Source organism: Pseudomonas kuykendallii (assembly GCF_900106975.1).
Taxonomy (GTDB): Bacteria; Pseudomonadota; Gammaproteobacteria; order Pseudomonadales; family Pseudomonadaceae; genus Pseudomonas_O; species Pseudomonas_O kuykendallii.
The window spans coordinates 414,157-439,484 of record NZ_FNNU01000004.1; the positions used below are offsets into that span (position 1 = coordinate 414,157).

22 protein-coding genes, 1 pseudogene and 2 riboswitches are annotated in these 25,328 nt (G+C 69.3%); of the genes and pseudogenes, 8 read left to right on the plus strand and 15 right to left on the minus strand.

All coding sequences use genetic code 11. The features are described 5' to 3' along the window. Positions 1-2: 2 nt before the first annotated feature. Positions 3-1,181, minus strand: a complete 1,179-nt coding sequence (locus BLV15_RS15235) for a thiolase domain-containing protein (protein WP_090230014.1) — start codon at positions 1,179-1,181, stop codon at positions 3-5. A 29-nt stretch (positions 1,182-1,210) separates the two neighbouring features. Next, complete coding sequence (locus BLV15_RS15240; RefSeq protein WP_090230016.1) at positions 1,211-1,960, minus strand: SDR family NAD(P)-dependent oxidoreductase; 750 nt, start codon at positions 1,958-1,960, stop codon at positions 1,211-1,213. 191 nt (positions 1,961-2,151) lie between these two features. Here BLV15_RS15240 and BLV15_RS15245 point away from each other — a divergent pair, with 191 nt between their 5' ends. Next, complete coding sequence (locus BLV15_RS15245; RefSeq protein WP_090230019.1) at positions 2,152-2,718, plus strand: LuxR C-terminal-related transcriptional regulator; 567 nt, start codon at positions 2,152-2,154, stop codon at positions 2,716-2,718. 52 nt (positions 2,719-2,770) lie between these two features. Here the strand turns inward: BLV15_RS15245 and BLV15_RS15250 are convergent, their stop codons facing one another. Continuing rightward, positions 2,771-3,397 (minus strand): cache domain-containing protein, encoded by a 627-nt coding sequence (locus BLV15_RS15250; protein WP_425438511.1) that lies wholly within the window; start codon positions 3,395-3,397, stop codon positions 2,771-2,773. Positions 3,398-3,834: 437 nt separating this feature from the next. Between BLV15_RS15250 and BLV15_RS15255 the strand changes: the two genes are divergently transcribed. Next, on the plus strand, positions 3,835-5,151 hold the full coding sequence (locus BLV15_RS15255) for an Nramp family divalent metal transporter (RefSeq protein WP_175534372.1): 1,317 nt from the start codon (positions 3,835-3,837) through the stop codon (positions 5,149-5,151). Between the two features lie 90 nt (positions 5,152-5,241). Further along, a complete protein-coding gene (locus BLV15_RS15260; protein WP_090230027.1) occupies positions 5,242-6,879 on the plus strand; it encodes a Na+/H+ antiporter in 1,638 nt (545 codons plus the stop codon). A 281-nt stretch (positions 6,880-7,160) separates the two neighbouring features. On the opposite strand, the pseudogene BLV15_RS15265 reads toward BLV15_RS15260, so the two are convergent. The 11 genes and pseudogenes from BLV15_RS15265 to cobO form a co-directional block, all read right to left on the minus strand. Beyond that, positions 7,161-8,078 (minus strand): annotated as a pseudogene (locus BLV15_RS15265) (TIGR01777 family oxidoreductase); the annotation flags it as partial. A 127-nt stretch (positions 8,079-8,205) separates the two neighbouring features. Continuing rightward, positions 8,206-9,657, minus strand: a complete 1,452-nt coding sequence (locus BLV15_RS15270) for a sensor domain-containing diguanylate cyclase (RefSeq protein WP_217632894.1) — start codon at positions 9,655-9,657, stop codon at positions 8,206-8,208. 241 nt (positions 9,658-9,898) lie between these two features. Further along, on the minus strand, positions 9,899-10,450 hold the full coding sequence (locus tag BLV15_RS15275; RefSeq protein WP_217632895.1) for a vWA domain-containing protein: 552 nt from the start codon (positions 10,448-10,450) through the stop codon (positions 9,899-9,901). Positions 10,451-10,554: 104 nt separating this feature from the next. Then, a complete protein-coding gene (locus tag BLV15_RS15280) occupies positions 10,555-11,559 on the minus strand; it encodes a magnesium chelatase ATPase subunit I (protein ID WP_090230034.1) in 1,005 nt (334 codons plus the stop codon). 4 nt (positions 11,560-11,563) lie between these two features. Continuing rightward, positions 11,564-15,349, minus strand: coding sequence for a cobaltochelatase subunit CobN (gene cobN / locus BLV15_RS15285; protein ID WP_090230037.1), 3,786 nt, complete (start codon positions 15,347-15,349; stop codon positions 11,564-11,566). A gap of 4 nt (positions 15,350-15,353) precedes the next feature. Continuing rightward, on the minus strand, positions 15,354-16,418 hold the full coding sequence (gene cobW, locus BLV15_RS15290) for a cobalamin biosynthesis protein CobW (RefSeq protein ID WP_090230039.1): 1,065 nt from the start codon (positions 16,416-16,418) through the stop codon (positions 15,354-15,356). Between the two features lie 230 nt (positions 16,419-16,648). After that, complete coding sequence (locus BLV15_RS15295) at positions 16,649-17,029, minus strand: DUF1636 domain-containing protein (protein WP_090230041.1); 381 nt, start codon at positions 17,027-17,029, stop codon at positions 16,649-16,651. After that, positions 17,026-17,823 carry an ABC transporter ATP-binding protein gene (locus BLV15_RS15300; protein WP_090230042.1) on the minus strand — a complete coding sequence of 266 codons (798 nt, stop codon included), beginning with the start codon at positions 17,821-17,823 and terminating at the stop codon, positions 17,026-17,028. The genes BLV15_RS15295 and BLV15_RS15300 overlap by 4 nt, the downstream gene beginning before the upstream one ends. Further along, on the minus strand, positions 17,820-18,845 hold the full coding sequence (locus tag BLV15_RS15305; RefSeq protein WP_090230045.1) for a FecCD family ABC transporter permease: 1,026 nt from the start codon (positions 18,843-18,845) through the stop codon (positions 17,820-17,822). The genes BLV15_RS15300 and BLV15_RS15305 overlap by 4 nt, the downstream gene beginning before the upstream one ends. Next, on the minus strand, positions 18,842-19,705 hold the full coding sequence (locus BLV15_RS15310) for an ABC transporter substrate-binding protein (protein WP_175534373.1): 864 nt from the start codon (positions 19,703-19,705) through the stop codon (positions 18,842-18,844). The genes BLV15_RS15305 and BLV15_RS15310 overlap by 4 nt, the downstream gene beginning before the upstream one ends. A gap of 41 nt (positions 19,706-19,746) precedes the next feature. Beyond that, positions 19,747-20,355 (minus strand): cob(I)yrinic acid a,c-diamide adenosyltransferase, encoded by a 609-nt coding sequence (gene cobO, locus BLV15_RS15315; RefSeq protein ID WP_175534374.1) that lies wholly within the window; start codon positions 20,353-20,355, stop codon positions 19,747-19,749. Positions 20,356-20,522: 167 nt separating this feature from the next. Continuing rightward, a riboswitch (cobalamin riboswitch) is annotated at positions 20,523-20,736 on the minus strand. Positions 20,737-20,808: 72 nt separating this feature from the next. Continuing rightward, positions 20,809-21,039: riboswitch (cobalamin riboswitch) on the plus strand. Between the two features lie 132 nt (positions 21,040-21,171). Here cobO and BLV15_RS15320 point away from each other — a divergent pair. Both BLV15_RS15320 and BLV15_RS15325 read left to right on the plus strand, forming a co-directional pair. Further along, a complete protein-coding gene (locus BLV15_RS15320) occupies positions 21,172-21,357 on the plus strand; it encodes a CbtB domain-containing protein (protein WP_090230050.1) in 186 nt (61 codons plus the stop codon). An 11-nt stretch (positions 21,358-21,368) separates the two neighbouring features. Next, entirely contained in the window at positions 21,369-22,064 is a 696-nt protein-coding gene (locus BLV15_RS15325) for a CbtA family protein (RefSeq protein WP_090230052.1), read from the plus strand. 92 nt (positions 22,065-22,156) lie between these two features. Here BLV15_RS15325 and BLV15_RS15330 read toward each other — a convergent pair whose 3' ends face one another. Continuing rightward, positions 22,157-22,453, minus strand: a complete 297-nt coding sequence (locus BLV15_RS15330) for a hypothetical protein (RefSeq protein WP_090230055.1) — start codon at positions 22,451-22,453, stop codon at positions 22,157-22,159. A gap of 124 nt (positions 22,454-22,577) precedes the next feature. Here BLV15_RS15330 and lexA point away from each other — a divergent pair, with 124 nt between their 5' ends. Genes lexA through BLV15_RS15345 form a run of 3 tightly spaced genes read left to right on the plus strand, consistent with a single transcriptional unit; the run spans position 22,578 to position 25,232 of the window. Beyond that, positions 22,578-23,195 (plus strand): transcriptional repressor LexA, encoded by a 618-nt coding sequence (gene lexA, locus BLV15_RS15335; RefSeq protein WP_090230058.1) that lies wholly within the window; start codon positions 22,578-22,580, stop codon positions 23,193-23,195. Further along, positions 23,192-23,812, plus strand: a complete 621-nt coding sequence (gene imuA / locus BLV15_RS15340; RefSeq protein WP_090230061.1) for a translesion DNA synthesis-associated protein ImuA — start codon at positions 23,192-23,194, stop codon at positions 23,810-23,812. Before lexA ends, imuA begins: the two co-directional genes overlap by 4 nt. Positions 23,813-23,819: 7 nt before the next feature. Next, entirely contained in the window at positions 23,820-25,232 is a 1,413-nt protein-coding gene (locus tag BLV15_RS15345) for a Y-family DNA polymerase (protein ID WP_090230063.1), read from the plus strand. Positions 25,233-25,328: the final 96 nt, after the last annotated feature.

Here is a 25,328-nt window from a genome sequence, read left to right on the forward strand (position 1 = left end):
CCTCAGGCCCTCCGCGCGTGCAGCACGCTGGCGTAGTTCGCCACCGCCATGCCGCCCATGTTGAACAGCAGGCCGAACTCCGGCTGCTGCAGGGCGATGCCGATCGGGTTGCCGGTGAGCTGACGGAACGCCATGGCGTGCATAGACACCCCGGTGGCACCGACCGGATGCCCCTTGGCCTTGAGCCCGCCGGAGAGGTTCACCGGCAAGCGCCCGTCGGCCAGCACCGTGCCCTCCTCCAGCGCGCGGAAGCCCTCGCCCTTCGGCGCCAGGCCCATGGCCTCATAGATCAGTAGTTCGGCGATGGTGAAGCAGTCGTGGACCTCGGCGAAATCGATCTCGCCCAGGTCGACACCGGCCTCGTGCAGCGCCGCCGCGATGGCCCGCTGCGGCCCCTCGAAGGCGAGGAAGTCGCGGCTCGACATCGGCAGGAAGTCGCTGACCTGCTGCATGGCGCGGATCGCCACTTCGCGCTTGAAGGTTTTAGCCCGCTCGGCCGAGGCCAGCACGATGGCGGCGGCGCCGTCGGAGATCAGCGAGCAGTCGCTCAGGCGCAGCGGTGGCGCGATCAGCGGGTTGCTCTCGGAGACCGTGCTGCAATGCTCCAGGGTCATCGGCTTGTGCATCTGTGCCAGCGGGTTGTGCATGGCGTTGGCGTGGTTCTTCACTGCGATCGCCGCCATCGCCGGCAGCGGGTCGCCGTAGCGCTCCTGGTAACCGCGGGCGGCTACGCCGAACTGCTGCGGAAAGCTCAGCGCCGCTTCCTGCGCATCGTTCTGGTAGCCGGCGCCGGCCAGCGCGCGGGTCACCTCCGCGGTGGAGTTGTTGGTCATCTTCTCCGCGCCGACCACCAGCACCAGCTCGGCGGCGCCACTGCGAATCGCATTGATGCCGGCCATGATCGCCGCCGATCCCGACGCGCAGGCGTTCTCGCAACGGCTCGCCGGCTTGAAGCGCAGCGCCGGGTCGGCCTGCATGACGAGGGAAGCCGCGAAGCCGTCCGGGACCATCCCGGAGTTGAAGTGGCCGAGGAAGATCGCGTCGATCTGCGCCGCGTCGATGGCCGCATCGGCCAGCGCCTCGCGCGTCGCCTCGACGATCAGGTCTTCCAGCGTCTGCCCCTGCAGGCGGCCGAAACGGGTGTGGCCGGCGGCCACGATGGATACCGAATCCGTGTTCATGTGCAGTCCTCTGCTTCGGAAATTGACGATCAGCCGAGCATCCCGGCGCCGGCGAACCCGCCGTCCACCGCGATGATCTGGCCGTTGATGTAGCTGGCCTTGTCTGAAAGCAGGAAGGCCACCGTCGCGGCGACTTCCTGTGGCAGACCGTAGCGGCCTTGCGGAATCTGTGCGCACCAGCGCGTGCGGGCCTCGGCGCTGTGTAGTACCTGGGCGAGCGGCGTGTCGATCGGGCCGGGGGCGACGGCGTTGACGCGAATGCCCTGCCCGCCCAGTTCGGTGGCGAGCACCTGGGTCAGCAGGTTGAGGCCGCCCTTCGCCGAGCCGTAGGCGGCGCGCCCGCGGTTGCCGCGCAGGCCGGAGACCGACGAGACGTTGACGATGCAGCCGGGTGTGCACGCCTCGAGCCAGTGCCGCGCGGCGAGGCGCGCCAGGGCGAACGGGCCGATCAGGTTGATTTCCAGCAGGCGGCGGAAGTCGGCGACCTGGGTCTCCACGGCCAGGCGGTCCATGCCGACCCCGGCGCAGTTCACCAGCCCGGCCAGCGGGCCGCAGCCCAGCGCGCGCTGGAAGGCGGATTCGACCTGCTGTTCGTCGGTGATGTCGCAGCACAGGGTGCGCTCGCTGGGCACGCCGAGTTCACTGCCGGCATCGGCCAGGGCACTGCGGTCTCGGTCGAGCAGGATCGGCAGCCAGCCTTGGGCGGCGAGGAGACGGGCGGACTCCAGGCCGATGCCGGAAGCTCCACCGGTGATGAGGACGTGCGGGAGCGCAGTCATTGTTGCGGTCTCCTGTTATTTTTATGAGGACCGGGACGCCAGCGCCGCAAGGCGTGAAGCAGCGTCGGATTTACAATGACCCAGCCGTGCGCCGGCCCGCCATTCGTACAACTACGTACAGGTGTGAGTATTTCTTGCGGAGCCGGAAGGCTCGCGTAGGCTGGGCGCAACAACGACAAGAAGGGCCCGCGATGGCTGCCAACCCCGCCGAACTGGACGACCTGGAACGCCTGGCATTCCGCGTGTCACCCGCGCCCCAGGTGATCACCGCCAACCGCCTGATGCTGGATTTCAACGAAGCGTTCCAGCGCCTGTTCGGCTATCGCCGCGAGGAACTGCTCGGCGAGCTGATCCTGCGCCTCTACCCATCCCGCGCCGACTACCAGGCGATCGGCGAGCGCTGCCTGAGCTGGCTGCGGCAGAGCCGTTCCTACTCCGACGAACGCTTCATGCAGCAGCGCGACGGCGAGGTGTTCTGGGCACGCGCCGATGGCTACACGCTGACCCCGGAAGAACCCTTCCGCCTGATGGTCTGGCACTTCGAGCGCATGGAACGGCCGATGCGCGCCACGGTGAACCTCACCGCGCGCGAACGGGAAATCTCCGCGCACATCGTCAACGGCCTGACCTGCAAGGAGATCGGCCGCAAGCTGGGGATTTCCCACCGCACAGTGGAAGTGCATCGGGCTCGGCTGATGAAGAAGCTGGCGGCGAAGAACAGCGCCGAACTGGTGTCCAAGATCATCGTTCTGCACTGATCGCGCAGACAAGACGAGATGGCGAGGCCCGAACGGACCTCGCCCGACGCGCTTACTGGCGGCGCTCGTAGGTGCCGACCGCCACCGCGTAGTCACCGATCTTGCGCAACAGCGTGCGCTTGTATTCGCTCTGCCCGGTCATCGGGTTGCGCCACAGGTAATCCACTTCGCCTTCGCTGCCGGCGGCCATCACGGCGAGCATCTGCTGGCCGATCGGCTGGCCATCGGTGGCCTTGAGTGCGGAAAAGTCGGTGCCGACCAGGCGCCGCTGGAAGCCGTGGGCGACGAAGCGCTTGCTGTTCAGGTCGACGACAAAGACGTAGAGGTCGTCGGCGATGAAGGTCTTGTCGCCGGAACGGTTGATCTTCTCCAGGGTGCCCTTGGGATCGGCGGCGATGGCCTCGGAGGCCTTTTGCAACAGCGCCTGGGCCTGCGCTTCGGTGGAACGCGGCATGTAGTAGCCGACGGCGAAGATGCGCTCGCCGACGCGCTGGTAGAACACGTGCTTGCGCTCGACCTTGCCGTCGTTCCAGTTCCACCAGCGGTACTCGGCGCTGTGGATCTGGCCGTCCTCGGGCTGGCTGATGGCGCGCTGGAACACCGGGCGCAGGTCGTCGTCGAGGAAACCGGCCACCGGTTTGCCGATCAGCGAGACGGAAGGCCCGCCGCTGGCGAGCATCACGCCGGAGGTGTCGACCACGTAGATGTACAGCTGGCCGTCGATGAATTCGCCCTGGCGGCTGAAACTGGCCAGCGCCTTGTCGCCGTTCTCCCGGTAGTGGGCGATGGCCTTGCCGAGCAGCGCCTTGGCCTGGCTGGCCTCCTCGGCGTAGGCATCGGTCTGGGCCTTGGTCTGGGCCTGGGTCTGGGCGAAGCCCAACAGGGAGAAGGCGCTGAGCCAGAGAAAAGCAACGACGCGGTACACTCTCATTATTGTTATCCCTCGGGGTGAACGAAGCGGCGCGCCAGGTCGGCCTGCGCGCCCCTCAGTGTAGGCGAAGGCGACCCGCGACGGCACAGCATGCGTGGCGATGATCGCCCGCCATAACCCGAGACTTCGTCACGGGTGCCGTTTAAGCTGCTGCCTTCCCGATACGACCCCATCCGCCGCCCGTGATGTTCAAGCTCCCCACCACCGCCACCGCCCCCTTCTGCCCGTCGGCCGTGAGCCACAGCATCGACGTGCCCGCCAACGCCTCTCTGGCGCGCAAGGCGCTGCTGTTCATGGGCCCCGGCCTGCTGGTTTCGATCGGCTACATGGACCCCGGCAACTGGGCCACCGCCATCGAGGCCGGCTCGCGCTTCGGCTACGCGCTGCTGTTCGTGGTGGTGCTCGCCAGCCTCTCGGGGATGGTCTTGCAGAACCTCTGTTCGCGCCTGGGCATCGCCACCGGGCGCGACCTCGCGCAACTGTCGCGCGAGCGCTATAGCCCGCGCGTGGCGCGCGGTCAGTGGCTGCTGGCGGAACTCTCGATCATCGCCACCGACCTCGCCGAAGTGCTCGGCGCGGCGCTGGCCTTCCACCTGCTGTTGGGCGTATCGATCACCACCGGCGTGGTCTTGACGGCGTTCGACACGCTGATCGTGCTGGCCCTGCAGGGCGCCAACTTCCGCCGCCTGGAGGCCATCGTGCTGGGCCTGATCGCCACCATCGGCGCGTGTTTCTTCATCGAGCTGGTGCTGATCAAACCCTACTGGCCGGAGGTCGCCGCCGGGCTCAAACCGTCCTGGGAGATGCTCAGCCAGCAGGAGCCGCTGTACCTGGCGATTGGCATCCTCGGCGCCACGGTGATGCCGCACAACCTCTACCTGCACTCCTCGGTGGTGCAGACCCGGGTCAACGGCAGCGACCTCGCCAGCAAGCGCAGCGCGGTAAGGTTCGCCCGCCTCGACACCATCGCCTCGCTGTCGCTGGCGCTGCTGATCAACGCGGCGATCCTCATCCTCGCCGCGGCCGCCTTCCACCGCAGCGGACACACCGATGTGGTGGAGATCCAGGATGCCTATCACCTGCTCGACCCGCTGGTGGGCGGCACGCTGGCGAGCATCCTGTTCGGCGTGGCGCTGCTCGCGGCCGGGCAGAGTTCGACCTTCACCGGCACCATCGCCGGGCAGGTGGTGATGGAAGGCTTCCTGCAGGCGAAGATTCCCTGCTGGCAGCGCCGCCTGATCACCCGCGCGCTGGCGCTGATACCGGCGCTGATCGGCGTGGTCTGGCTCGGCGACGACGCGGTCGGCAAGCTGCTGGTGCTCAGCCAGGTGGTGCTCAGCCTGCAACTGCCGTTCGCCCTCTGGCCGCTGATCCGCTTCAGCAGCGACCGGCAGCTGATGGGCCCGTTCGCCAACAGCCGGCTGACCCGATACCTGGCCTGGGGCCTGTTCGGGCTGATCTCGCTGGCCAACCTGACGCTCCTGTATTTCTGGGTCGCCTGACTCCCGTCGGGGCGAGTCCGCTTTCCAGGCAATCGATAGCAGGGTATCGGTTACACTCCCCCGCTTTGTCCCGCCGCCAGGAGTCCGCCCATGGAAACCATCACGCTGGTATTGGTGATGTTCGTCGGAGTCATCGTCAGCAGCACGCTGATCCGCATGCTGCCCGTTCCCCTACCGCTGCCGCTGATGCAGATCGCCATCGGCGCCGCCATCGGGATGATCGGCAACTGGCGCCTGGACCTCGATCCGGAGGTGTTCTTCCTGCTGTTCCTGCCGCCGCTGCTGTTCCTCGACGGCTGGCGGATTCCAAAGGAAGGCCTGCTGCGCGACAAGGGGATGATCCTTGCCCTGGCCCTCGGCCTGGTCTTCATCACCGTGCTCGGCGTCGGCTACTTCATCCACCTGCTGATTCCGTCGATGCCGATGCCGGTGGCTTTCGCCCTCGCCGCGGTGATCTCGCCGACGGACCCGGTGGCGGTTTCGGCGATCGCCGCGCGGGTGCCGGTGCCCAAGCGGCTGATGCACATCCTCGAAGGCGAATCGCTGCTCAACGACGCCAGCGGCCTGGTCTGCCTGCGTTTCGCCATCGCCGCCACCCTGACCGGCAGCTTCGTGCTCTCCGAGGCGACCCTGAGTTTCATCATGCTGGCCCTGGGCGGCATCGCCATCGGCGTGCTGGTGACCTGGGTTATCACCCGCATCAAGAGCTGGACCTCGCGCCGCTTCGGCGAGGAAACCGGTGCGCAGATCCTGATCAGCCTGCTGATTCCCTTCGTCGCTTACCTGTTCGCCGAACACCTGCATTTCTCCGGCATCCTCGCCGCGGTCGCCGCCGGCATCAGCATGAGTTACACCGAACTCTCCGGCAGGGCGCTGGCAGTCACCCGGATGCGCCGCACGGCGGTCTGGGACACCCTGCAGTTCTCCCTCAACGGCCTGATCTTCGTGCTGCTCGGCGAACAGCTGCCGGGCATCGTCGCCGGCGCCAGCCAGGTGGTGCGCGACACCGGCCACCACGAACCGATCTGGCTGCTGCTCTACGTCGTGGTGATCAACCTCGCCCTCGGCGCGCTGCGCTTCTGCTGGGTCTGGCTGTCGATCCGCTTCAGCATCTACCGCCGCCGCGCCGATGCGCCGCGCTCGCTGTGGCGGGTGGCCGCGGTGATGACGGTGGCCGGCGCGCGCGGCACCATCACCCTCGCCGGTGTGCTGACGCTGCCGCTGCTGATGAACGACGGCACGCCCTTCCCCGCCCGCGACCTGGCGATTCTGCTGGCCGCCGGGGTGATCATCGTTTCGCTGGTGGTCGCCAGCATCGGCATGCCGCTGCTGCTCAAGGGCGGTCTCGACGTGCCCGCCGAGCCCGGCCACCAGGCGGAAATCGACCGCGCCCGCGACATCGCCGCCCGCGCCGCGATACGGGCCATCGAGCAGGCGCAACACCAGATGAGCGAAGGCCGCGCCGACGCCGACCGCTACATCGAGGCGGCCGGCCGCATCGCCGACCTGTACCGCTACCGCATCGACACGCGCGCCCGCCCGGACGAGGAAGGCGCCCGCGAGAACGCCTCGCGCGAAGAGGAAATCGAACGCCAGCTACGCCTCGCCGGCCTGCGCGCCGAACGCGACGAGTTCTTCCGCCTGCTGCGGCACAAACGCCTCGGCGAAGAACAGGCACGCAAGCTGATCCGGGAGGTCGATCTGCTGGAAACGCAGCAGACGGGCTGAGGCGGGAGCGCTGAGCACTGTACGGTGGGGCGGACACTCGCCCTTGTTTGACTGTGCTGCGTCTGACTTGTCGAGCAGTTTGAAGTAATGGTTCCGCTCTGCTGAGCGGGGCCCCTGCTTCAAACCACTCAGTAATTCAGAATCGCCATAAAGGCCATGCCCGCAAACACGCTTAAAGTCACGCAAAAATGCAGGTGGATGACGCTCTTTTCATCCACCGTTACACCGCCGGTGGATCGATGAAGCGCGATCCCCCTACGAACTCAAAATCCAAAATGCACTCAAGCAAGATCCCGCAACGCCGGCTCCAGACTCGGATAACGAAACCCGAACCCCGCCTCCTGCAACCGCCTCGGCACCACCCTCTGCCCATCGACGAAGAGTTCCGCCATCTCCCCCGCCAGCCAGCGGATCGGCGCCGCCGGCAGGTGCAGCCACACCGGGCGGCCGAGCACCCGGCCGGCAGTCGCAGCGAATTCGGCCTGGCTGACCGCGCCGGGCGCCACCAGGTTGTACACGCCGTCGAAACGCTCCTCGCCCAGCGCAAGGGCGATGAACTGCAACACGTCGTCGCGATGCACCCAACTGATCACCTGCTCGCCGCTGCCCAGGCGACCGCCCAGCGCCAGGCGGTGCGGCAGGAGCAACGGCTTGAGCGCGCCGCCGGGGCCGAAGACCACGCCCAGGCGCATCGTCACCTGGCGCACGCCAAGCGCCACCGCCGGTTTCGCCGCCGCTTCCCAGCGCGCGCAGAGTTCGGCCATGAAGCCATGGCCCATGGCGCTCTGCTCGTCGAGGGATTCCTGCGGGTCGCGCACGCCGTAATAGCCGATCGCCGATCCCTGCACCCACACCGCCGGGATGTGCCGGGTTCGCTTGAGCCAGGCAATCAGGTCGTCGGTGGTGCCGACCCGGCTGGCCAGCAGCGTTCCCTGTCGCGCCGCACTCCAGCGCGGCCCTACCACCGGCGCACCGGCGAGGTTGATGACGGCGTCGAAGGCGTCGTCGGCCGCCAATCGGTCCAGCGCATCGATGCAGCGTGCGCGGCCGTTGAAACGCGCGCTGGCGCGTTGCGGATGGCGGGTCAGCACGCACAGCGAGTGACCGGCATCGAGCAACTGGCGGACCAGGGTTTCGCCGATGAACCCGGTGCCGCCGGTGACCAGAACGCGCCGCGGGGTAATACCGGTGAAAGGATTCATGCCCTACCCGCTCCTGGAAATGTCCCGCCATCGCGTCGCCGGGTGGCGTGCAACCGGTGGGATGCGAAGGTCGATGGACTGTCCTCGATAGACCGCCACGCGCGCTGGCTGTTCGAGCGCCCGCTCAGGCGGGTTCGGGGAATACCCGGTTGCGCCCGCCGGCCTTCGCCGCGTACAGCGCCTGATCGGCCGCCTGCAGCAGTTCCTCCGCGCCAGGCTCGTGCCCGTCGGGGCGCCAGCTGTGGACGCCGGCGCTGATGGTGACGATGCCCTTCTGGTTACCGGTGTGGGGAATGTTCAGGTCGCGGACGGCCTGCAGGATATGCGCGGCGATCCGCTGGCTGCCTTGTGCGTCGGTCTCCGGCAGCAGCATCAGGAATTCCTCGCCGCCGTAACGCACGGCCAGGTCGCCGGCGCGCCCGGCGCACATCTGTATCGCCCGCCCCACAGCCTTGATGCAGGCGTCACCGGCGGGATGACCGTACTGGTCGTTGTAGCCCTTGAAATGATCGATATCGAGCATGATCAGGCCCAGAGTCTTGCCGTTGCGCCGCGCGCGGGCGATCTCGTCCGGTAACGCCTGATCCAGTCGCCGGCGGTTCGCCAGCCCGGTGAGGCCGTCCTGCAAGGCCAGCTTGCGCAGTTCGCGGTGGGCCTCCTGGAGTTGCGCTTCCGCGCGCATGCCGAGGCGAATCTGCCGGATCAGGACGATGCCGAAGATCCCCATGGTGAAAATCATCAGGGCGACGATATAGGCGGAGCGATAGATGTTGGCTTCCCAGGGCGCGAGGATGGCCTGCCGGGACTGCGCCGCTTCCACCACCAGCGGATACTTGTCGAGCGCCTGGTAGCCGTACAGGCGCTCGATGCCGTCCACCATCGAGTGAAGCGTGGCGGTCCCGGCCTTAGCCTGCGGCATCAGTTCGGAAAATATCCTGCCGCCGGCGAGGCTACTGCCGATGACCGTTTCGTTGAAGGGCCGCCTGACCAGCAGCGTGCCGTCGCGCAACGCCAGCACGATGGCGCCCTGCCCATCGATATCGAAGCCGTCGTAGAACCTGCGGAAGTAATCCACCCGCAGCGCCGCCAGGGCGACGCCGGCGAAACTCCCGTCCGGCGCGTTGATGCGCCGGGAAACGGGCAGCACCAGGCGCCCGGTGGAACGGCTCCTGATCACCGGGCCGATGTGCACGCCGCTGTCGGGGTTGTTTTTGTGGAAGGTGAAGTAATCCCGATCGGTGCTGTTGACCCCGGGAGGCTCGCTGGCTTCCGACGTCACCAGCCAGTTGCCGTTGCGATCGAAGACGAACAGCCCGTTGAGCTGCGCCAGGGAAGCGACATTGCCTTGCAGCAGGCGCCTGAGGCGTTCGAGCTGCGCGTGGGAGGTGCCGTCGGTTTCGACGCGTTCGACCACGTTGGCGAGCACCAGGTCGGCTTCCTCGAAGACATCCTCGGCATGCTGCGCCAGCGAGCGGGTGAGGTTGGAAGTGGTGGTTTCCGCCATGCGCAACGTTTCGCGACGCGCCGTCCAGGCCTGCCAGATGTCCAGGCCGATGATCGACAGGATGACCAGCACCACGAATACGAAAGCCAGCCGCTGGAGCGACTGTCTGGGTCTGATAAAGCTTTCCAGGAGACTCGGCATCGGTCGGACGGGACTCTTTGTAATCGACGGTTACCCGGACTCTGCCGGGTAACTTGGCGTGAGTGGCGCCTAACCTGCGTATTGCCGCTGCACCCTGGCTGCGGGTCGCGCGGCCGGGGTCGTCCGGGATTGTACGGGCTGCTTCGGCGCCAGGTAAAACCCTGTCGGCGCCCTATCGAGTAAGCAGATTTTTCGCGGGCACGCATTCGGCGCCCCATGACCGGGCGATCTGCGCTGCGCGGCCCAACGGCACGGATGCGTTCTCGAAATCCACCACCACGCAGAAATCCGCCGACGGCGGTCGCGCCGGCAGCGGGTCGAAGCGCCCATCGCTGAGCAGCCAGAGGCCGATACGCTTGCCGCGGGCGTTGCGGCGCTCCCTGGCCAAGGTGCGCTCGGCCAGCTCCAGCGCCGCGGCCACCGGCGAACCGCCGCCGCCGCCAATGGCATCGATCCAGGCGTGATTGGAGGACCGCGCCTTCTGCGGTTTGCACAGCAGGCGCGCCTGCCCGGCGGCGAATCCGATCACCATCAGCTCGCCGCGCTGGCGATAGACCTGCTCGCTCCAGCGCAGCAGCAGGCCCTTGGCCAGCGTCAGGTTGCGCCGCTTGAGCATCGAGCCGGAGCAATCCAGCACCAGGCAGTGCAGCGTCCCCGCCTCGGCTGCCTGCTGCTGGAAACGCAGGTGCGGCGCACGCAGCGGCTCGGAGCCTTTCGCCAGCAAGGTGCGCGGCCAGTGAAGGCGCGCGCTGGCCGCCGTGCCGCACTGACGGATGCGGCCCGCGCGAGCCCCGTCGCCGGCCTGCGCGCCGGGCGAGGCGTGCGGGCTCAGGGCTTTTTTGTCGGCAGCGGCCTCGCGCCGTCTAGCTGGGCGGTGGGCACCGCCTGCGGCGGCAATTCGCCCCAGTCGTTGCCCTCGTTCGGCGCGGTGGCGCCCCCTTCCCGCGGCGGCTCGGCGCGCGGCGAGGGTGGCGGCGCGTCGGGCGGCAGTTTGCGGCGGTGCGCCAGCACCAGCTCGGCCACCACCGCGACATCCTCGGCGCCGATCCGCGCGTGGCCCTGCCAGGCCGCGTGCGCGCAGGCAGCGCGCAGCAGCACCAGGTCGGCGCGCACGCCTTCCACGCCGGCGGCGTAGCAGAGATCGCTGACCTGGCGGTGCAGTGCATCGTCGAATTCCAGTTGCCCGACCTTCGCCCGCGCCCGTTCCAGGCGCTGCATCAGCGCCTCCTGCGCCGCGCGCTGGCCTTCGACGAAGCCCTGCGGGTCGCGGTCGAAGCGCAGCCGGCTACGCACGATCGCCTCACGCGCCGCCGGCTCGATGCGCTCGCCGAGGCGCACGAACAGGCCGAAGCGATCGAGCAGTTGCGGACGCAGTTCGCCCTCTTCCGGGTTCATGGTGCCGACCAGGGCGATGCGCGCCTCGTGCTGGTGGGAAATGCCGTCGCGCTCGATGCGGTTGACCCCGCTGGCGCAGACGTCCAGCAGCAGGTCGACCAGCGCATCGGCCAGCAGGTTGACCTCGTCGACGTAGAGCACGCCGCCGTCGGCGCGAGCCAGCAACCCGGGACGGAAATCCACGCGGCCGTCCTGCAGCGCCGCCTGGATGTCCAGCGAGCCCACCAGCTGTTCCTCGCTGGCGCCCAGCGGCAGGTTGACGAAGCGCCCGGCCGGCAGCAGGTCGGCCAGCGCGCGGGCACTGGTGGACTTGGCGGTGCCGCGCGGCCCCTCGATCAGCACGCCGCCGATCTGCGGGTCGATGGCCGCCAGCAGCAGCGCCAGTTGCAGCTGCGGCTGGCCATGCAGGGCGGAGAACGGGAAATGTGGGCGGTTCATGGGATTAGTCTTCCAGATGCTGTTCGGCGGCGATCAGCTGATTTTCGATGCGTTCGCGGTAATCGCCCGGCGCTTGCCAGAGGCCGCGCTGGATGGCTTCGAGCAGGCGCTCGCTGATTTCCAGCAGGGCGTCGGGGTTGTGTCGCTGGAGGAACTCGCGGGTCGACGGATCGCCCAGGTAGGCGTCGGTCAGGCTGGCGTACTGGTCGTCGCGGACCACGCCGGTGGTGGCGTCGAAGGCGAACAGGTAGTCCACGGTCGCGGCCATCTCGAAGGCGCCCTTGTAGCCGTGGCGCTTCACGCCATCGATCCACTTCGGATTGGTCACCCGCGCGCGCATCACCCGGCTGATTTCCTCGGCCAGGTTGCGCACCTTCGGCGCCTGCGGGTTGCTGTGGTCGCCGAAGAGCATCGCCGGCTGCGTGCCGGAGAGGTGCCGCGCGGCCGCGCTCATGCCGCCGTGGAACTGGTAGTAGTCGTCGGAATCGAGCAGGTCGTGCTCGCGGTTGTCCTGGTTCTGCACCACCGCCTGGATCTGCGCCAGGCGCCTGGCGAAACCGTCGCGGTCCTGCGCGCCGTAGACCTTCTGCCCGTAGGCATAGCCGCCCCAGTTCAGGTAGGCGTTGGCCAGGTCGGCGTCGGTTTGCCAGTCGCGCGAATCGATCAGCCCCTGCAGGCCCGCGCCGTAGGCACCGGGCTTGGCGCCGAAGACGCGGTAGCCGGCCTGCTGGCGCGCGCTGTCGGCGTCCAGACCACGGGCCTGCAACTCGGCGGTCTCGCGGCGGATGCGCGCGCGGATCGGGTTGATGTCTTCCGGCTCGTCCAGCTCAGCCACGCGCTGCACGGCGGCGTCGAACATCTGCATGACGTTGGCGAAGGCGTCGCGGAAGAAGCCCGACACGCGCAGGGTGACGTCGACCCGCGGGCGGTCCAGGCGCTTGCCCGGCAGCACCTCGAAATCGGTGACGCGAAAACTCCCTTCGGCCCACTGCGGGCGCACGCCGAGCAGGGCGAAGGCCTGGGCGATGTCGTCGCCGCCGGTGCGCATGGTCGCCGTGCCCCACACCGAGAGGCCGATGCTGCACGGGTAGTCGCCGTTGTCCTGGACGAAGCGCTCGACCAGCAGCGCGGCGGATTTCTCGCCCAGCGCCCAGGCGGTCGGCGTGGGGATCATCCGCGTGTCGACGGAGAAGAAGTTGCGCCCGGTGGGCAGCACGTCCGGCCGCCCGCGCGACGGCGCCCCGCTCGGCCCCGGCGGCACGAATCGACCCGACAGGCCGCGACATAGCTGATACAGCTCCTGTGTTCCGCAGGCCTGAAGGCGCGGGCGCAGATCACCCTCGACGCGGTGCATGACGGCGACGGTGTGCGCCCACTCGGGGTCGGGCGCGCGCCGGGTGCCCTCCTCCAGCAACCCCAGCGCCAGCAACTCCAGCCGCTCGCGGGTATCGCCGCGGGTGCGCCAGGGCTGTTCGTCGATATCCGCCAGGGCGGCCGGTCTTGCGCCGTTCCACGGCAGGCTCCAGTCGTCGTCCAGCGGATCGAAATCGGCGCCGGGCAACAGGTCCTGGGCCAGCGCGCGGACCAGGCTGGCGTTGCCGCCCAGGCCGTCGCCGACGCCGTGCCGCGCCAGGGCCAGCAGGGTATCGCGTTGCAGGCGGCCCTGCGGCGAGCGGCCGAACACGTGCAGGCCGTCGCGGATCTGGCTTTCCTTCAGCTCGCAGAGGTAGCTGTCGGTGCGGTTGAGCAGCAGCTGTTCCTCCTCGGCGTTGCGCGGCGCTTCCAGGCCGAGGTCGGCGTGCAGGTTCTGCGCGGTGATCAGCCCGAGGATCTGCTTGCGCAGCAGGCCGGCGCGCCGCGGGTCGAGGGTCAGCGCCTCGTAGAATTCGTCGATCAGGCGCTCCAGGTCGCGGGTCGGGCCGTAGCTTTCGGCGCGCGTCAGCGGCGGCATCAGGTGATCGATGATCACCGCCTGGGCGCGGCGCTTGGCCTGGGTGCCCTCGCCCGGATCGTTGACGATGAACGGGTACAGGTGCGGCATCGGGCCGAACACCAGGTCCGGCCAGCATGCCTCGCTCAGCGCGACGCTCTTGCCCGGCAGCCATTCCAGGTTGCCGTGCTTGCCGACGTGGACGATGGCGTCGCTGGACCAGTGCTCGCGCAGCCACAGGTAGAACGCCAGGTAGTAATGCGGCGGCACCAGGTCCGGGTCGTGGTAGTTGGCCTTCTGGTCGAGGTGATAGCCGCGCGCCGGCTGGATGCCGACGAACACCTGGCCGAGGCGCACGCCGGCGATCATGAAGCGGTCCTGGCGCAGCATCGGGTCCTGCTCCGGCGCGCCCCAGCGGGCGACGATGGCCGCGCGGCTGGCGGCCGGCAGCGCGTCGAAGAAGCGCTGGTAGTCGGCCAGCGCCAGGCTCTGCTTCGCCGGGCGCAGCGCCCACTGGTCGGGGTCGTTGGTGACGCCCTGTTTGAGCCGCTGCATCAGCGCGTCGCCGTCGGCGGGAATGCCGTCCACCGCGTAGCCCTCGTCGGCCAGGCGGCGGAGGATTTCGATCGCCGAGGCCGGCGTATCCAGGCCGACGCCGTTGCCGAGGCGGCCTTCGCGAGTCGGATAGTTCGCCAGCACCAGCGCCAGGCGTTTCTGCGGATTGGCCAGCGCGCGCAGCCGGCACCAGCGCCGCGCCAGCGCGCAGACGAAATCGATGCGTTCCTCCAGCGGCTGGTACTCCACCACGTCGCTCTGGGTCAGCGCGCTGCGCACGCCGAAGCCCTTGAAGCTCACCGCGCGGCTGATGATGCGTCCGTCGACTTCCGGCAGGGCCACGTGCATGGCCATGTCGCGCGGCGCCAGGCCATGCGGGTCGGCGCGCCAGCTCTGCTGGTTGCCGCCGGAAAGCACCACCTGCAGCACCGGGATGTCGCCGGCCAGGGCGTGGTCGCCGGGATCGTCCATCGCCGACTGGGAGAACGCCGTGGTGTTGAGGATCAGCGCCACGTCATTGCCTGCGCAGAGTTCGCGCAGGCTGCTCAGGCACAGCGCGTCCTTGAGCGACAGCAGCGCGATCGGCAGTGGGTTCAGCCCCTGCGCCAGCAGGCGCTCGCACAGGGCGGCGAACACCCGCGTGTTCCCAGCCTGCAGGTGCGCGCGGTAGAACAGCAACGCCACGCAGGGCGCGCCGGCGACCCACTGCGCCTGCCAGTCGGCCACGCCGGCGTTGTCCTGCGCGGGGTGGAACACGGCGATCGGCGGCAGCGCGCGCGGTGGCCCTGGCGCCCTGTCGAGGCCGAAGAACTGCACGCCGATGAAACGGTACAGCGCGCGCGCGTTGCCCGCGCCGCCCTCGCGCAGGTAACGCCAGAGCGTATGGCAGGTCGGCGCGTCGACGGTGCTCAGCGCGGTGAGGTTGGGGTCCTCGCTCATGTCTCCGGAGAACATCGCCAGGGCGATGCCCTTGCGCCGGCACAGCGCGACCACCTGCTCGGTGCCGTAGGGCCAGTAGCTTTCGCCGCCGAGGTGATCGATGACGATCAGCCGCGCGTGCTGCAGCACCTCGTCCAGGTAGAGGTCGATGGAAGCGTGCTGGCGCAGGTGCATGAGGTTCGCCAGGCGCACCGAGGGATAAACGACGTCCGCCGCGCCGGCCTGCGGGTGGGCGGCGGCGAGCAGCGCCAGGGTGGTGTCGGCGGCGCTGAGGATGACGATGTCCGCCGGGTCCTGTTCGAGGCGGGTGATGATCGCTCCGCTCTCGTCCACGTACCCGCCGGGCAGCGCCGTCAGCATGTGCATCGGCTCAGCCCTCGACCACGGCGGCTTGCAGCGCATCCTGCAGAAGCGCGGCATCCAGCGCCTGGCCGATCAGCACCAGGTGCGTGGACGGCGTTTCGTCGGCGTTCCAGCGGCGGTCGAAGTAGCTGTCGAAACGCTGGCCGACGCCGTGCACGACCAGCCGCATCGGCTTGCCCGGCAGCGCCACGAAGCCCTTGACCCGGTAGATCGCGTGCCCTTCGACGAGCGCCTGCAGGCTCGCCAGCAGGCGCTCGCGGTCCACCCGCGGCAGCTTCACCACCACCGAATCGAACAGGTCGTGGTCGTGCTCCTCGCCCTCTTCGTGATCGTGGTGGCTTTCGCGCAGGTGGATGGTCTCCTCCGAGGCGCTGGACAGCCCGAGGATCAGCTCCAGATCGAGGCGACCCTTGTCGCTGGCGATCACCTTGACCTGCGCCGGCAGTTCCTCGCGCACCAGCGCGGTGACCTGCTCGACGGCGGCCGGCGCGACCAGGTCGGTCTTGCTCAGCACCACCAGGTCGGCGGCCATCAACTGGTCCTCGAACAGCTCGTGCAGCGGCGATTCGTGATCCAGGTTGGGATCGGCGCGGCGCTGCTCGTCCACCGCCTGCGGGTTGGCGGCGAACTGGCCGGCGGCCGCGGCCGGCACGTCGACCAGCGTGACCACCGCATCGACGGTGCAGGCGTTCTTGATCTCCGGCCAGTGGAAGGCCTGCACCAGCGGCTTGGGCAGCGCCAGCCCGGAGGTCTCGATGAGGATGTGGTCGATGTCGCCGCGGCGCTCGATCAGCTCGCGCATCACCGGATAGAACTCCTCCTGCACGGTGCAGCACAGGCAGCCGTTGGACAGCTCGTAGAGCTGGCCGGCCTGCTCCACGCCGTATTCGTCGCACCCGATGCCGCAGCCGCGCAGGATGTCGCCGTCGATGCCCAGCTCGCCGAACTCATTGACGATCACCGCGATGCGGCGGCCGTCGGCGTTCTCCAGGATGTGGCGCAGCAGCGTGGTCTTACCGCTGCCGAGAAAGCCGGTGACGATGGTGACGGGAATCTTGGCCTGGCTGGACATGGGTTTTCCTCTGAAGATCGATAAGGCTTTCGTGGATCACGCAGGATGAGCGGATCGCCCTGGCAAATACCGGCTGGTGGGCTGCTCTGGAAATCGGTTGATCGGTAAAGCGAACGCTTCGTAGGGTGGGTCACGCTTCACCGACCCACCGGGCGGGGGCACGGTGGATGAAAAGAGCGTCGCTACGCGCCCCGATCCCCCTACGGTTTGCCATCCACACCCGACGACACTCATTGCTCGAACACCGGAATGCGCGCGATGAACTTGCCCTTGATGCCGGCGGGCCAGGTGCGGAACGGCACTTGGCCGGTATCGGATTGCTGGTGCTTGCGCGCGTAGTCGAGCAGCGCCTCGGCGGCGTCCTCATCGGCGGCGAGGTCGCCGAGCACGTAGCCGATCTTGCCCGGTCCGCGCAGCAGCGCCGTGCAGTGCCGCTGGCAGGCCATCAGGCAGCGCGTGCGGGCGATCGCCAGCGGCGCGGCGCCGGCTTCCTCCTGTTGCCGCGCCAGGCGTTCGACCTGATCGGCGAACAGCGCGCCCCTGCGCGGTGCCTCGGGCTGACTGGCATCGGCGCCGCCGCAGGTTTCGCAGAGCATCAACTGGCTGGTCATGGGTTTTCTCCGTCCTGGCGGCACGACCAGGGCAGCACGAAGCGCTGCTCCTGGTGTTCGCCGAGCATCGCCTGCACGCGGTAGACCTGCTGCAGGTTCTTCGGGGTCAGTACGTGCCGCGCGCTGCCGCAGTCCACCACGCGGCCCTGGTCGAGCAGCATGATGCGGTCGCAGAAGCGGCTGGCCAGGGTCAGGTCGTGCAGCACCACCAGCGCCGCCTTGCCCTGCGCGCACTGCTGGCGCAGCAGTTCCATCACGTTCAACTGGTGGAACGGGTCGAGCGCCGCCACCGGCTCGTCGGCCAGCAGCAGCGGGCTGCCCACCGCCAGGGCACGGGCCAGCCGCGCACGCGCGCGCTCGCCACCGGAAAGCTGATCGAAACGCCGTTCGGCCAGTTCGCTCAGGTGCATCTGCGCAAGCGCGGCGTCGATGGCCTGCTCGTCCGCGCCGCGCAGTCGCGCCGGCACGCCCCAGCCGCCGCGGTGCGGCAGGCGGCCGAGGGCCACGTAGTCGCGCAGGCGCAGCGGCCAGCTGCTCTGGTCGCCCTGGCCGAGGTAGGCGCAGCGCAGCGCGCGTTCGCGCGGCGACAGTTCGCCCAGCGCGACGCCGTCCAGCAGCAGTTCGCCGGTATACGGCAGCAGGTGCGCGAGGGCCTTGAGCAGGCTGCTCTTGCCGGCGCCGTTGGGCCCGATCAGGCCGAGCAACTCGCCCGACTGCAGCGTCAGCGAGACGCCGTCGACCAGCCGGCGGCCGTCGATCTCGACGCCGATGTCGCGCAATTGCAGCTGCATCATGGCACTCCCCTGCGCTGACGCAGCACCAGGGCGAGGAAGAACGGCGCGCCGATCATCGCGGTGACCACGCCGAGCATCAGCTCCTGCTCGCCGCTGACCAGGCGCAGCACGATGTCCGCCGCCAGCAGCAACAGCGCGCCGCCGAGGGCGCTGGAGAACAGCAGGCGCGACGGGTGATAGCCGACCGCCTTGCGCAGCAGGTGCGGCACCACCAGGCCGACGAAACCGATCGAGCCGGTCACCGCGACGCTGGCGCCGACGCACAGCGCGGTGCCGAGGATGATCTGCACGCGCAGCCGCGGCAGGTTGACGCCGAGGCTGCTGGCTTCGTCCTCGCCGAGGGTCAGCGCGTCCAGTTGCGGGCCGCAGGCGAACAGCAGCAACAGCCCGGCGGCGATGAAGGGCAGGCACAGGCGGATATCGGCGAAGCTGCGGTCGCTCAGCGAGCCCATCAGCCAGAGCACGATGTCCTGCATGTCGGTGGGGTTCGGCGCCAGGTTGATCGCCAGCGAGGTCGCCGCCGCCGCCAGCGACGACAGCGCCACGCCGCAGAGGATCAGCGTCAGGTTGCTCGCGCGTTGCCGGGCGATGCCGTAGAGCACCAGGGTCGCCAGCGCCGCGCAGCCCATCGCCGAGGCCGGCACCAGCCAGGGGCTCAGCGCGCTGACGCCGTAGTAGAGGCAGAGCACCGCGCCGAGGCTGGCGCTGGAGCTGACCCCGAGCAGCCCCGGCTCGGCCAGTGGATTGCGCAGCAGGCCCTGCATGGCGGCGCCGGCGGTGCCCAGCGACATGCCGACGAGGATCGCCAGCAGCACCCGCGGCAGGCGGATCTCGTTGACGATGATGCGCTGCTGGACCAGCACGTCGGCCAGGTTCGCCGCCTCCGCGCCGGGACGCAACAGCGCGTGGCCGACCTCGCCCAGCGTCAGCGGCACCGGCCCGATGCGCAGGGAAAGCAGGAACGACAGCGCCAGCGCCGCCAGCAACAGCAGGTTGAGCAGGCCCGGGGCGAAACGCTTCATCGCGGCGCTCCGAGGCGATCGAGCTGGGCGGCGAGGTCTTCCGCGGCGATCACCAGTTGCCAGTCGCTGCAGCCCCAGCGGTTGCCGCCGATGCTGACCACCGGTCTGGCGGCCATCAGTTGCTGCAGGCGCGGGTGCCGCGAATAGGCGGACTTGGCGTAACCGTCGTCCACCAGCAGGTCGGCGGTGACGAACACGTCCGGCGGGCCGGCGATGAGCTCCTCCAGGGAATAGCGGCCCCAGCCGGAGCGACCGAGGTCGGCCATGTGGTTGCGCACGCCGACCGCCTGGAACACGTTGTCGACGTAGGTGTTGGCACCGGCACTGCCGCCGTTGGCGCGCAGGTACAGGGCGCTGAACGGCCGCGGATGTTCGCGCAGCCGCGCCAGGCGTGCCTGCACGTCGGTCACCAGCGCGGCGCCGGCCTCCTCGCGGCCGATCTGCGCGGCGACGAAGCGGGTGCTGTCGAAAATCTGCTGCCAGGTGGTCGGGTACGGCAGCACCAGGGTGCGGATGCCGTGGCGGGCCAGCAACTCGGCGCGGTTGTGCGTCTGCCAGCGTCGCGAGGCGAGCACGATGTCCGGGTGCAGGGCGATGATTTCCTCGGCGGTGGCATCGTTGGCCGGAAAGCGCCGCGCCCGCTCGGGCATCGACGACACCCGCGCGTCCTGGCTCTTGCGCGACACAGAGAGCAGTTGCTCCGGCGCCGCCAGGCTCAGTGCCAGCATGTCCGCGCAGAGGTTGGTCGAGACCACCGTCGGCAACGGGGACGCGCCGGCCAGCGGCGCGAGCCCGAGCAGCAGCCAGGCCAGCAGGCGCACCGCCGCATGGGCGCCGCCCGCAGGATGGAGACGCGCCATCGCCGCAGACCGACGCACTCGCCGAACCGCCCCGGTCCCCATCAGAAATCGATACCCGCCTGGCCTTTCACGCCGGCGTTGTAGGCGTGCTTGACGTCGCGGATCTCGCTCACCGTGTCGGCCAGCTCGATCAGCTCGGGCTTGGCCGCGCGGCCGGTGATGATCACGCTCTGGCTGGCCGGGCGCGCACGGATGGCGTCGAGCACCATCGCCAGGTCGAGGTAGTTGTACTTGAGCATGTAGGTCAGCTCGTCGAGCAGCACCAGGTTCAGCTGTGGATCGGCGAGCATGCGCGAGGCGTGGGTCCAGGCTTCGTCGGCGGCGAGCTTGTCGGCGTCCCAGTTCTGCGTGTTCCAGGTGAAGCCGGTGGCCATCGCGTGGTACTCCACCAGCGGCGCGTTCTGCCGCAGGTAGGTGACTTCGCCGGAGGCCTGGGTGCCCTTGATGAACTGCACCACGCCGGCCCGATGGCCATAGCCGAGCGCGCGGTACAGGGTGCCGAAGCCGGAGGTGCTCTTGCCCTTGCCGTTGCCGGTGATCAGCACGACGATGCCGCGCTCTACCTGGGCGCGCTCGATGCCGGCGTCGACCACCTCCTTCTTGCGCTTCATCCGCTCGGCGTGATTCTGCTTCTTCTGTTCGTCGATCATCGCTGCACACTCCAGGCCCATGCGCCGCCGCGCGGGCGGGCAGGATTCGATGGCACGAACCACGGGCAGGGACGCGATGCGCAGGCATCGCGCGCAGGTGACGAGACTGAGGAAGGCTGCGCGAGGCAGACGACAGCACCGGCAACCACCCACACCCCGGGGTACGTACCTTGTTCTCGAATCAGGCCGGTCTTCTGGCTCGCCTTCATCCGATCACCGCGCCTTCCCGACCGGAGTCAGTGGCATCGTGCGGTGTCGTCAGGCTCTACAGCAGCGGGGGCTGCGCCGGAATGCTCTGGGGGTTTGCCCCGAGGTCACCGGACTTCCCGTTTCAGCCCCTCGCGCGGTCGCGCTCGGGGCACCTGTTCGTTGGCCGGCAGGGTAGCCTTTCGCCGGGGCCGGGGCAATCGCACGAACGCCGGCCCGGTTGACGAGGCATCACCTTCGTGATGAGGTGGCGCGTGTTTTTCAGGTGTCTCGTGTCAACGCCACGAGGTTAAACGGGAAGCCGGTGGGTCCGATCAAGACGATCGAACGAGTCCGGCGCTGCCCCCGCAACGGTAAGCGAGCGAAGCCTTCGGCATACCACTGGACCGCGATCCGGGAAGGTGAAGACTTCAGGCCTGTACGCCACGTACAGGCCGCCTCGCCAGCCCGGAGACCGGCCTGGAATCCCTTTGGCAACCCGCGGTGGGCGGGACGCGCCGGAAACAGTCCGCTTCACCGCGTGTGCGATCGCTGCACTCACGCGCCCGGCCTGCCCTTCTGCGTCCTTCCACGCGTGCCGATCACTCGACTCATTGGAAGGTCTTCATCATGACAAGCCGCACGCTGCCCTCCAGCACCGCCGTTACGCTCCCCCTCTCGCAACGCCTGACGCTGGCCGTCGTCAGCATCCTGGTCGGCGCCGCGCTGATCTATTTCGCCGGGTTCTCGCACATGGAGCTGGTGCACAACGCCGCCCACGACACCCGACACAGCGCCGCCTTCCCCTGCCACTGAGGAGCGAACCGATGATCAAGCGCATTGCACAGACGGCGGGTTTCTCCGGGCTGCTGGCGGCCATTTTCCTGACCCTGCTGCAGAGTTTTTGGGTCAGCCCGCTGATCCTGAAGGCGGAAACCTACGAAAACGCCGGCGCCAGCGAGCAGGCCGAGCACAGCCACGAAGCCGGCGCAGCGGCCCATGAGCACGGCGCCGAAGCCTGGAGCCCGGAAGACGGCCTGCAGCGCACCCTGTTCACCGGCCTCGGCAACCTGGTCGTGGCGGTCGGTTTCGCCCTGATGCTCGCCGGGCTCTACACCCTGCGCGCCCCCGGAAAGACCTGGCAGGGCCTGCTCTGGGGCCTGGGCGGTTTCGCCGTGTTCAACCTGGCGCCGTCCCTCGGCCTGCCGCCGGAAGTGCCGGGCACCGCGGCCGCCGACCTGCTGCTGCGCCAGTACTGGTGGATCGGCACGGCGCTGGCCACCGCGGTCGGCCTGGGGATGATCGCCTTCGGCCGCAACTGGGCGCTGCGCATCCTCGGTGTGATTCTGCTGGCGCTGCCGCACCTGATCGGCGCGCCGCAGCCGGATGTTCACCAAAGCCTGGCTCCCGAAGCCCTGGCCCACGAGTTCGTCTACGCCTCCCTGCTGACCAACGCCCTGTTCTGGGCTGCCCTCGGCCTGGCCAGCGCCTGGTTCTTCAGCCGCGCCACGCGCAACGCCTGACAGGGCGCGGCCTGCGCACCGCCGCCAAGGTGCACGCGGCACACCCTACGGTTGGTGCCGCCCATGCCTCGTTGGGGTGCGCCATGCGCACCCTACGCAATCCGACGCATGCCGTAGAGGTTCTGGTCGACCTTGCCGTGGTTGTCGACGATGACGATCTCGCCGCCCAGCGCCCGCAGGCGCGCATTGAAATCGCTGGTGTACAGCCGCTTCAGCCAGCCCGGATAGTCCTCGTCGCGGCCGCCGAGAAAGGCGTGCACGGCCGGCAGGGAAAACCGCCAGCCGCCCGCCTCGCAGGCGAATCCCCGCGCCCGCAACTGCGCGATCAGCGCGGCGTCGCCGTCCAGCACGCGCGCACAACACGCGAAAAACGCCTCCAGCTGGTCCATCCACGCCTGTCCTCCGATGCAAGGCGCCCAGTGTGCCGTAAGTGGATGCCTCAGGTTATTCCCGACCGGCAATCGAACCGGCCGACGAAAGACTCTGGTCAGCATGGAGGGCAAAAGAGTACAAATGTATCCCATGGACAGATTATCTCCGCGCCGCCGCGCCATTCTCGATTTCATCCGCGACCGCATCGCCGGGAACGGCCAGCCGCCGAGCCTGGCGGAAATCGCCGAAGCCTTCGGCTTCGCCTCGCGCGGCGTCGCGCGCAAACATATCGTCGCCCTGGCCGAGGCCGGGCTGATCGAGGTGGTGCCGAACCAGGCGCGCGGCATCCGCCTGGTGGAACGGGCGCCGCGCCCGGAACTGCTGGAAATCCCGGTGCTCGGCCGGGTCGCCGCCGGCGCGCCGATCGGCCCGGACGCCGACCTCCACGGCCACCTGCTGCTGGACCGCCAGACCTTCTCCAAGCTGCCGGACTACCTGCTGCGGGTGCAGGGCGACTCGATGATCGAGGACGGCATCCTCGACGGCGACCTGGTCGGCGTGCACCGCAGCAGCGAGGCGCGCGACGGCCAGATCGTCGTCGCCCGCCTCGACGGCGAAGTCACCATCAAGCGCTTCCAGCGCGCCGGCGACACCATCCGCCTGCTGCCACGCAACCCGGCCTACGCGCCTATCGTCGTTCGCGACGACCAGGAACTGGCCATCGAAGGCGTGTTCTGCGGCCTGGTGCGCCGCGAATGAGCGCCGCGCCGGTCGCCCTCGACAGCCTGCTCGACCAGCGTCGGGTCTGGCGTGGCCAGGCGGAAAGCCGACCGGCGACCGCGCAGCCGACCGGGCATGCCGCGCTGGACGCGGTGCTGCCGGCCGGCGGCTGGCCGGAGGCGGCGCTCAGCGAAATTCTCATCGCCGCCGAGGGCATCGGTGAGCTGCAACTGCTCTGGCCGACCCTGGCGCGACTGACCGCCGAGGGCGAGCGCGTGGTGCTGGTGGCGCCGCCTTTCCTGCCCTATCCGCAAGCCTGGCTGGCCGCCGGTGTCGACCTGCGCCAGTTGGCGCTGATCGAAGCGAGCGGGCGCGATGCCCTGTGGGCCGCCGAGCAGTGCCTGCGCTCCGGCAGTTGCGGCGCGGTGCTGTGCTGGCCACAGCAGGCCGACGACCGTGCCCTGCGCCGGCTGCAGGTGGCGGCCGAGAGCGGCCAGACCCTGGCGTTCGCCTACCGACCGCTGCGCGAGGCGGTCAATCCGTCGCCGGCCGCGCTGCGCCTGGCGGTGGACAATCGCCCGGCGCAGTTGCGCGTGCTCAAGTGCCGGGGCGGGCTCGCCGCCGCGGTGCCGATTCCGCTCGCGGCGCGGCATTGAGGCGGACATGCGCTGGGCCTGCATACTGCTGCCACAACTGGCGCTGGACAGCGTGCTGCGCGGCCGCGCCGATCCCGACGCCGCCCTCGCGCTGATCAGCGGCACGCCGCAGCGCCGCGTGCTGCAGACGGTCAACCCGGCCGCGCGCGCCCTCGGCCTGCGTCCCGGCCAGTCGCTGGGCGCCGCACAGGCCCTGAGCCGCGACTTCGCCATGCTCGAATACGACCCCGCACGCATCGAGCGCGCCCAGCAGTTCCTCGCCGCCTGGGCCTATCGCTTCAGTTCCCACGTCAGCCTGCACTACCCGCGCTGCCTGCTGCTGGAGGTGGAATCCAGCCTCGGGCTGTTCGGCCCCTGGCCGCGCTTCGAGGCGCGCCTGCGCGACGAGCTGAACGCGCTGGGCTTTCGCCAGCGCATCGTCGTCGCGCCCAATCCGGCCGCCGCGCGCATGCTGGCCAACGTCCACGACGGCCTGGCGGTGGACGCCGCGGGCCTCGCCGAAGCCCTCGGGCGGATGCCCATCGAGCGCGTCGGTTTCACCCGCGAGGTCGCCAGCGCCTTCGCCCGCATGGGCGTGCGCCAGTTGCAGCAGGTCCGCAACCTGCCCCGCGAGAGCCTGGCCAAGCGTTTCCCGCAGGACGTGCTGCGGCACCTCGATACGCTGCTCGGCGAACGGCCGCTGGCGCTGCGCTGCTACGCGCCGCCGGACCGCTTCGATGTACGCATCGAGCTGAACTTCGAGGTCGAGTCGCACCAGGCGCTGCTGTTCCCGCTGCGCCGCCTGACCGGCGACCTGGCCGCCTTCCTCGCCGGCCGCGACAGCGGCGTGCAGCGCTTCACCCTGCACCTGGAGCACCGCAGCGGCGAGGACAGCAGCCTGCCGGTCGGCCTGCTCGCCGCCGAGCGCGAGGCGGCGATGCTCTTCGAACTGGCGCGCGGTCGCCTGGAACAGTTGCAGGTGCCCGCGCCGGTGCAGGCCATGCGCCTGGTGGCGCGCGACCTGCCGGCGTTCGTTCCGCAGCACCGCGAGCTGTTCGATGAGCGCCCGCAGCAATCGCTGCCCTGGGAACAGTTGCGCGAACGCCTGCGTGCGCGCCTCGGCGACGACGCCGTGCTGGGTCTGGGCGCCGTCGCAGACCATCGCCCGGAACGTGCCTGGCAGGCGGCGCCCGTCGCACGCTCGGAAACCCTGCAACAGGAGGCACCGCGCCCGGCCTGGCTGCTGCGCGAAGCCCAGCCCCTGCGCGAATTCGCGCCGCGCATCCTCGCCGGCCCCGAGCGCATCGAGTCCGGCTGGTGGGACGGCGGCGACGTGCGCCGCGACTACTACCGGGTGGAGACCCGCGGCGGCCAGCGCGCCTGGGCCTACCGCCGGGTCGGCGACGACGGCCCGCTGCAGCTGCACGGCTGGTTCGCATGACTCGCCCCATACATCACGGATGGCCATCGATGGGCTTCGCAGGCTCAACCCATCCTACGAAAGAGCGCGCACCGCGATTGCCCGGGAGGCTACGCA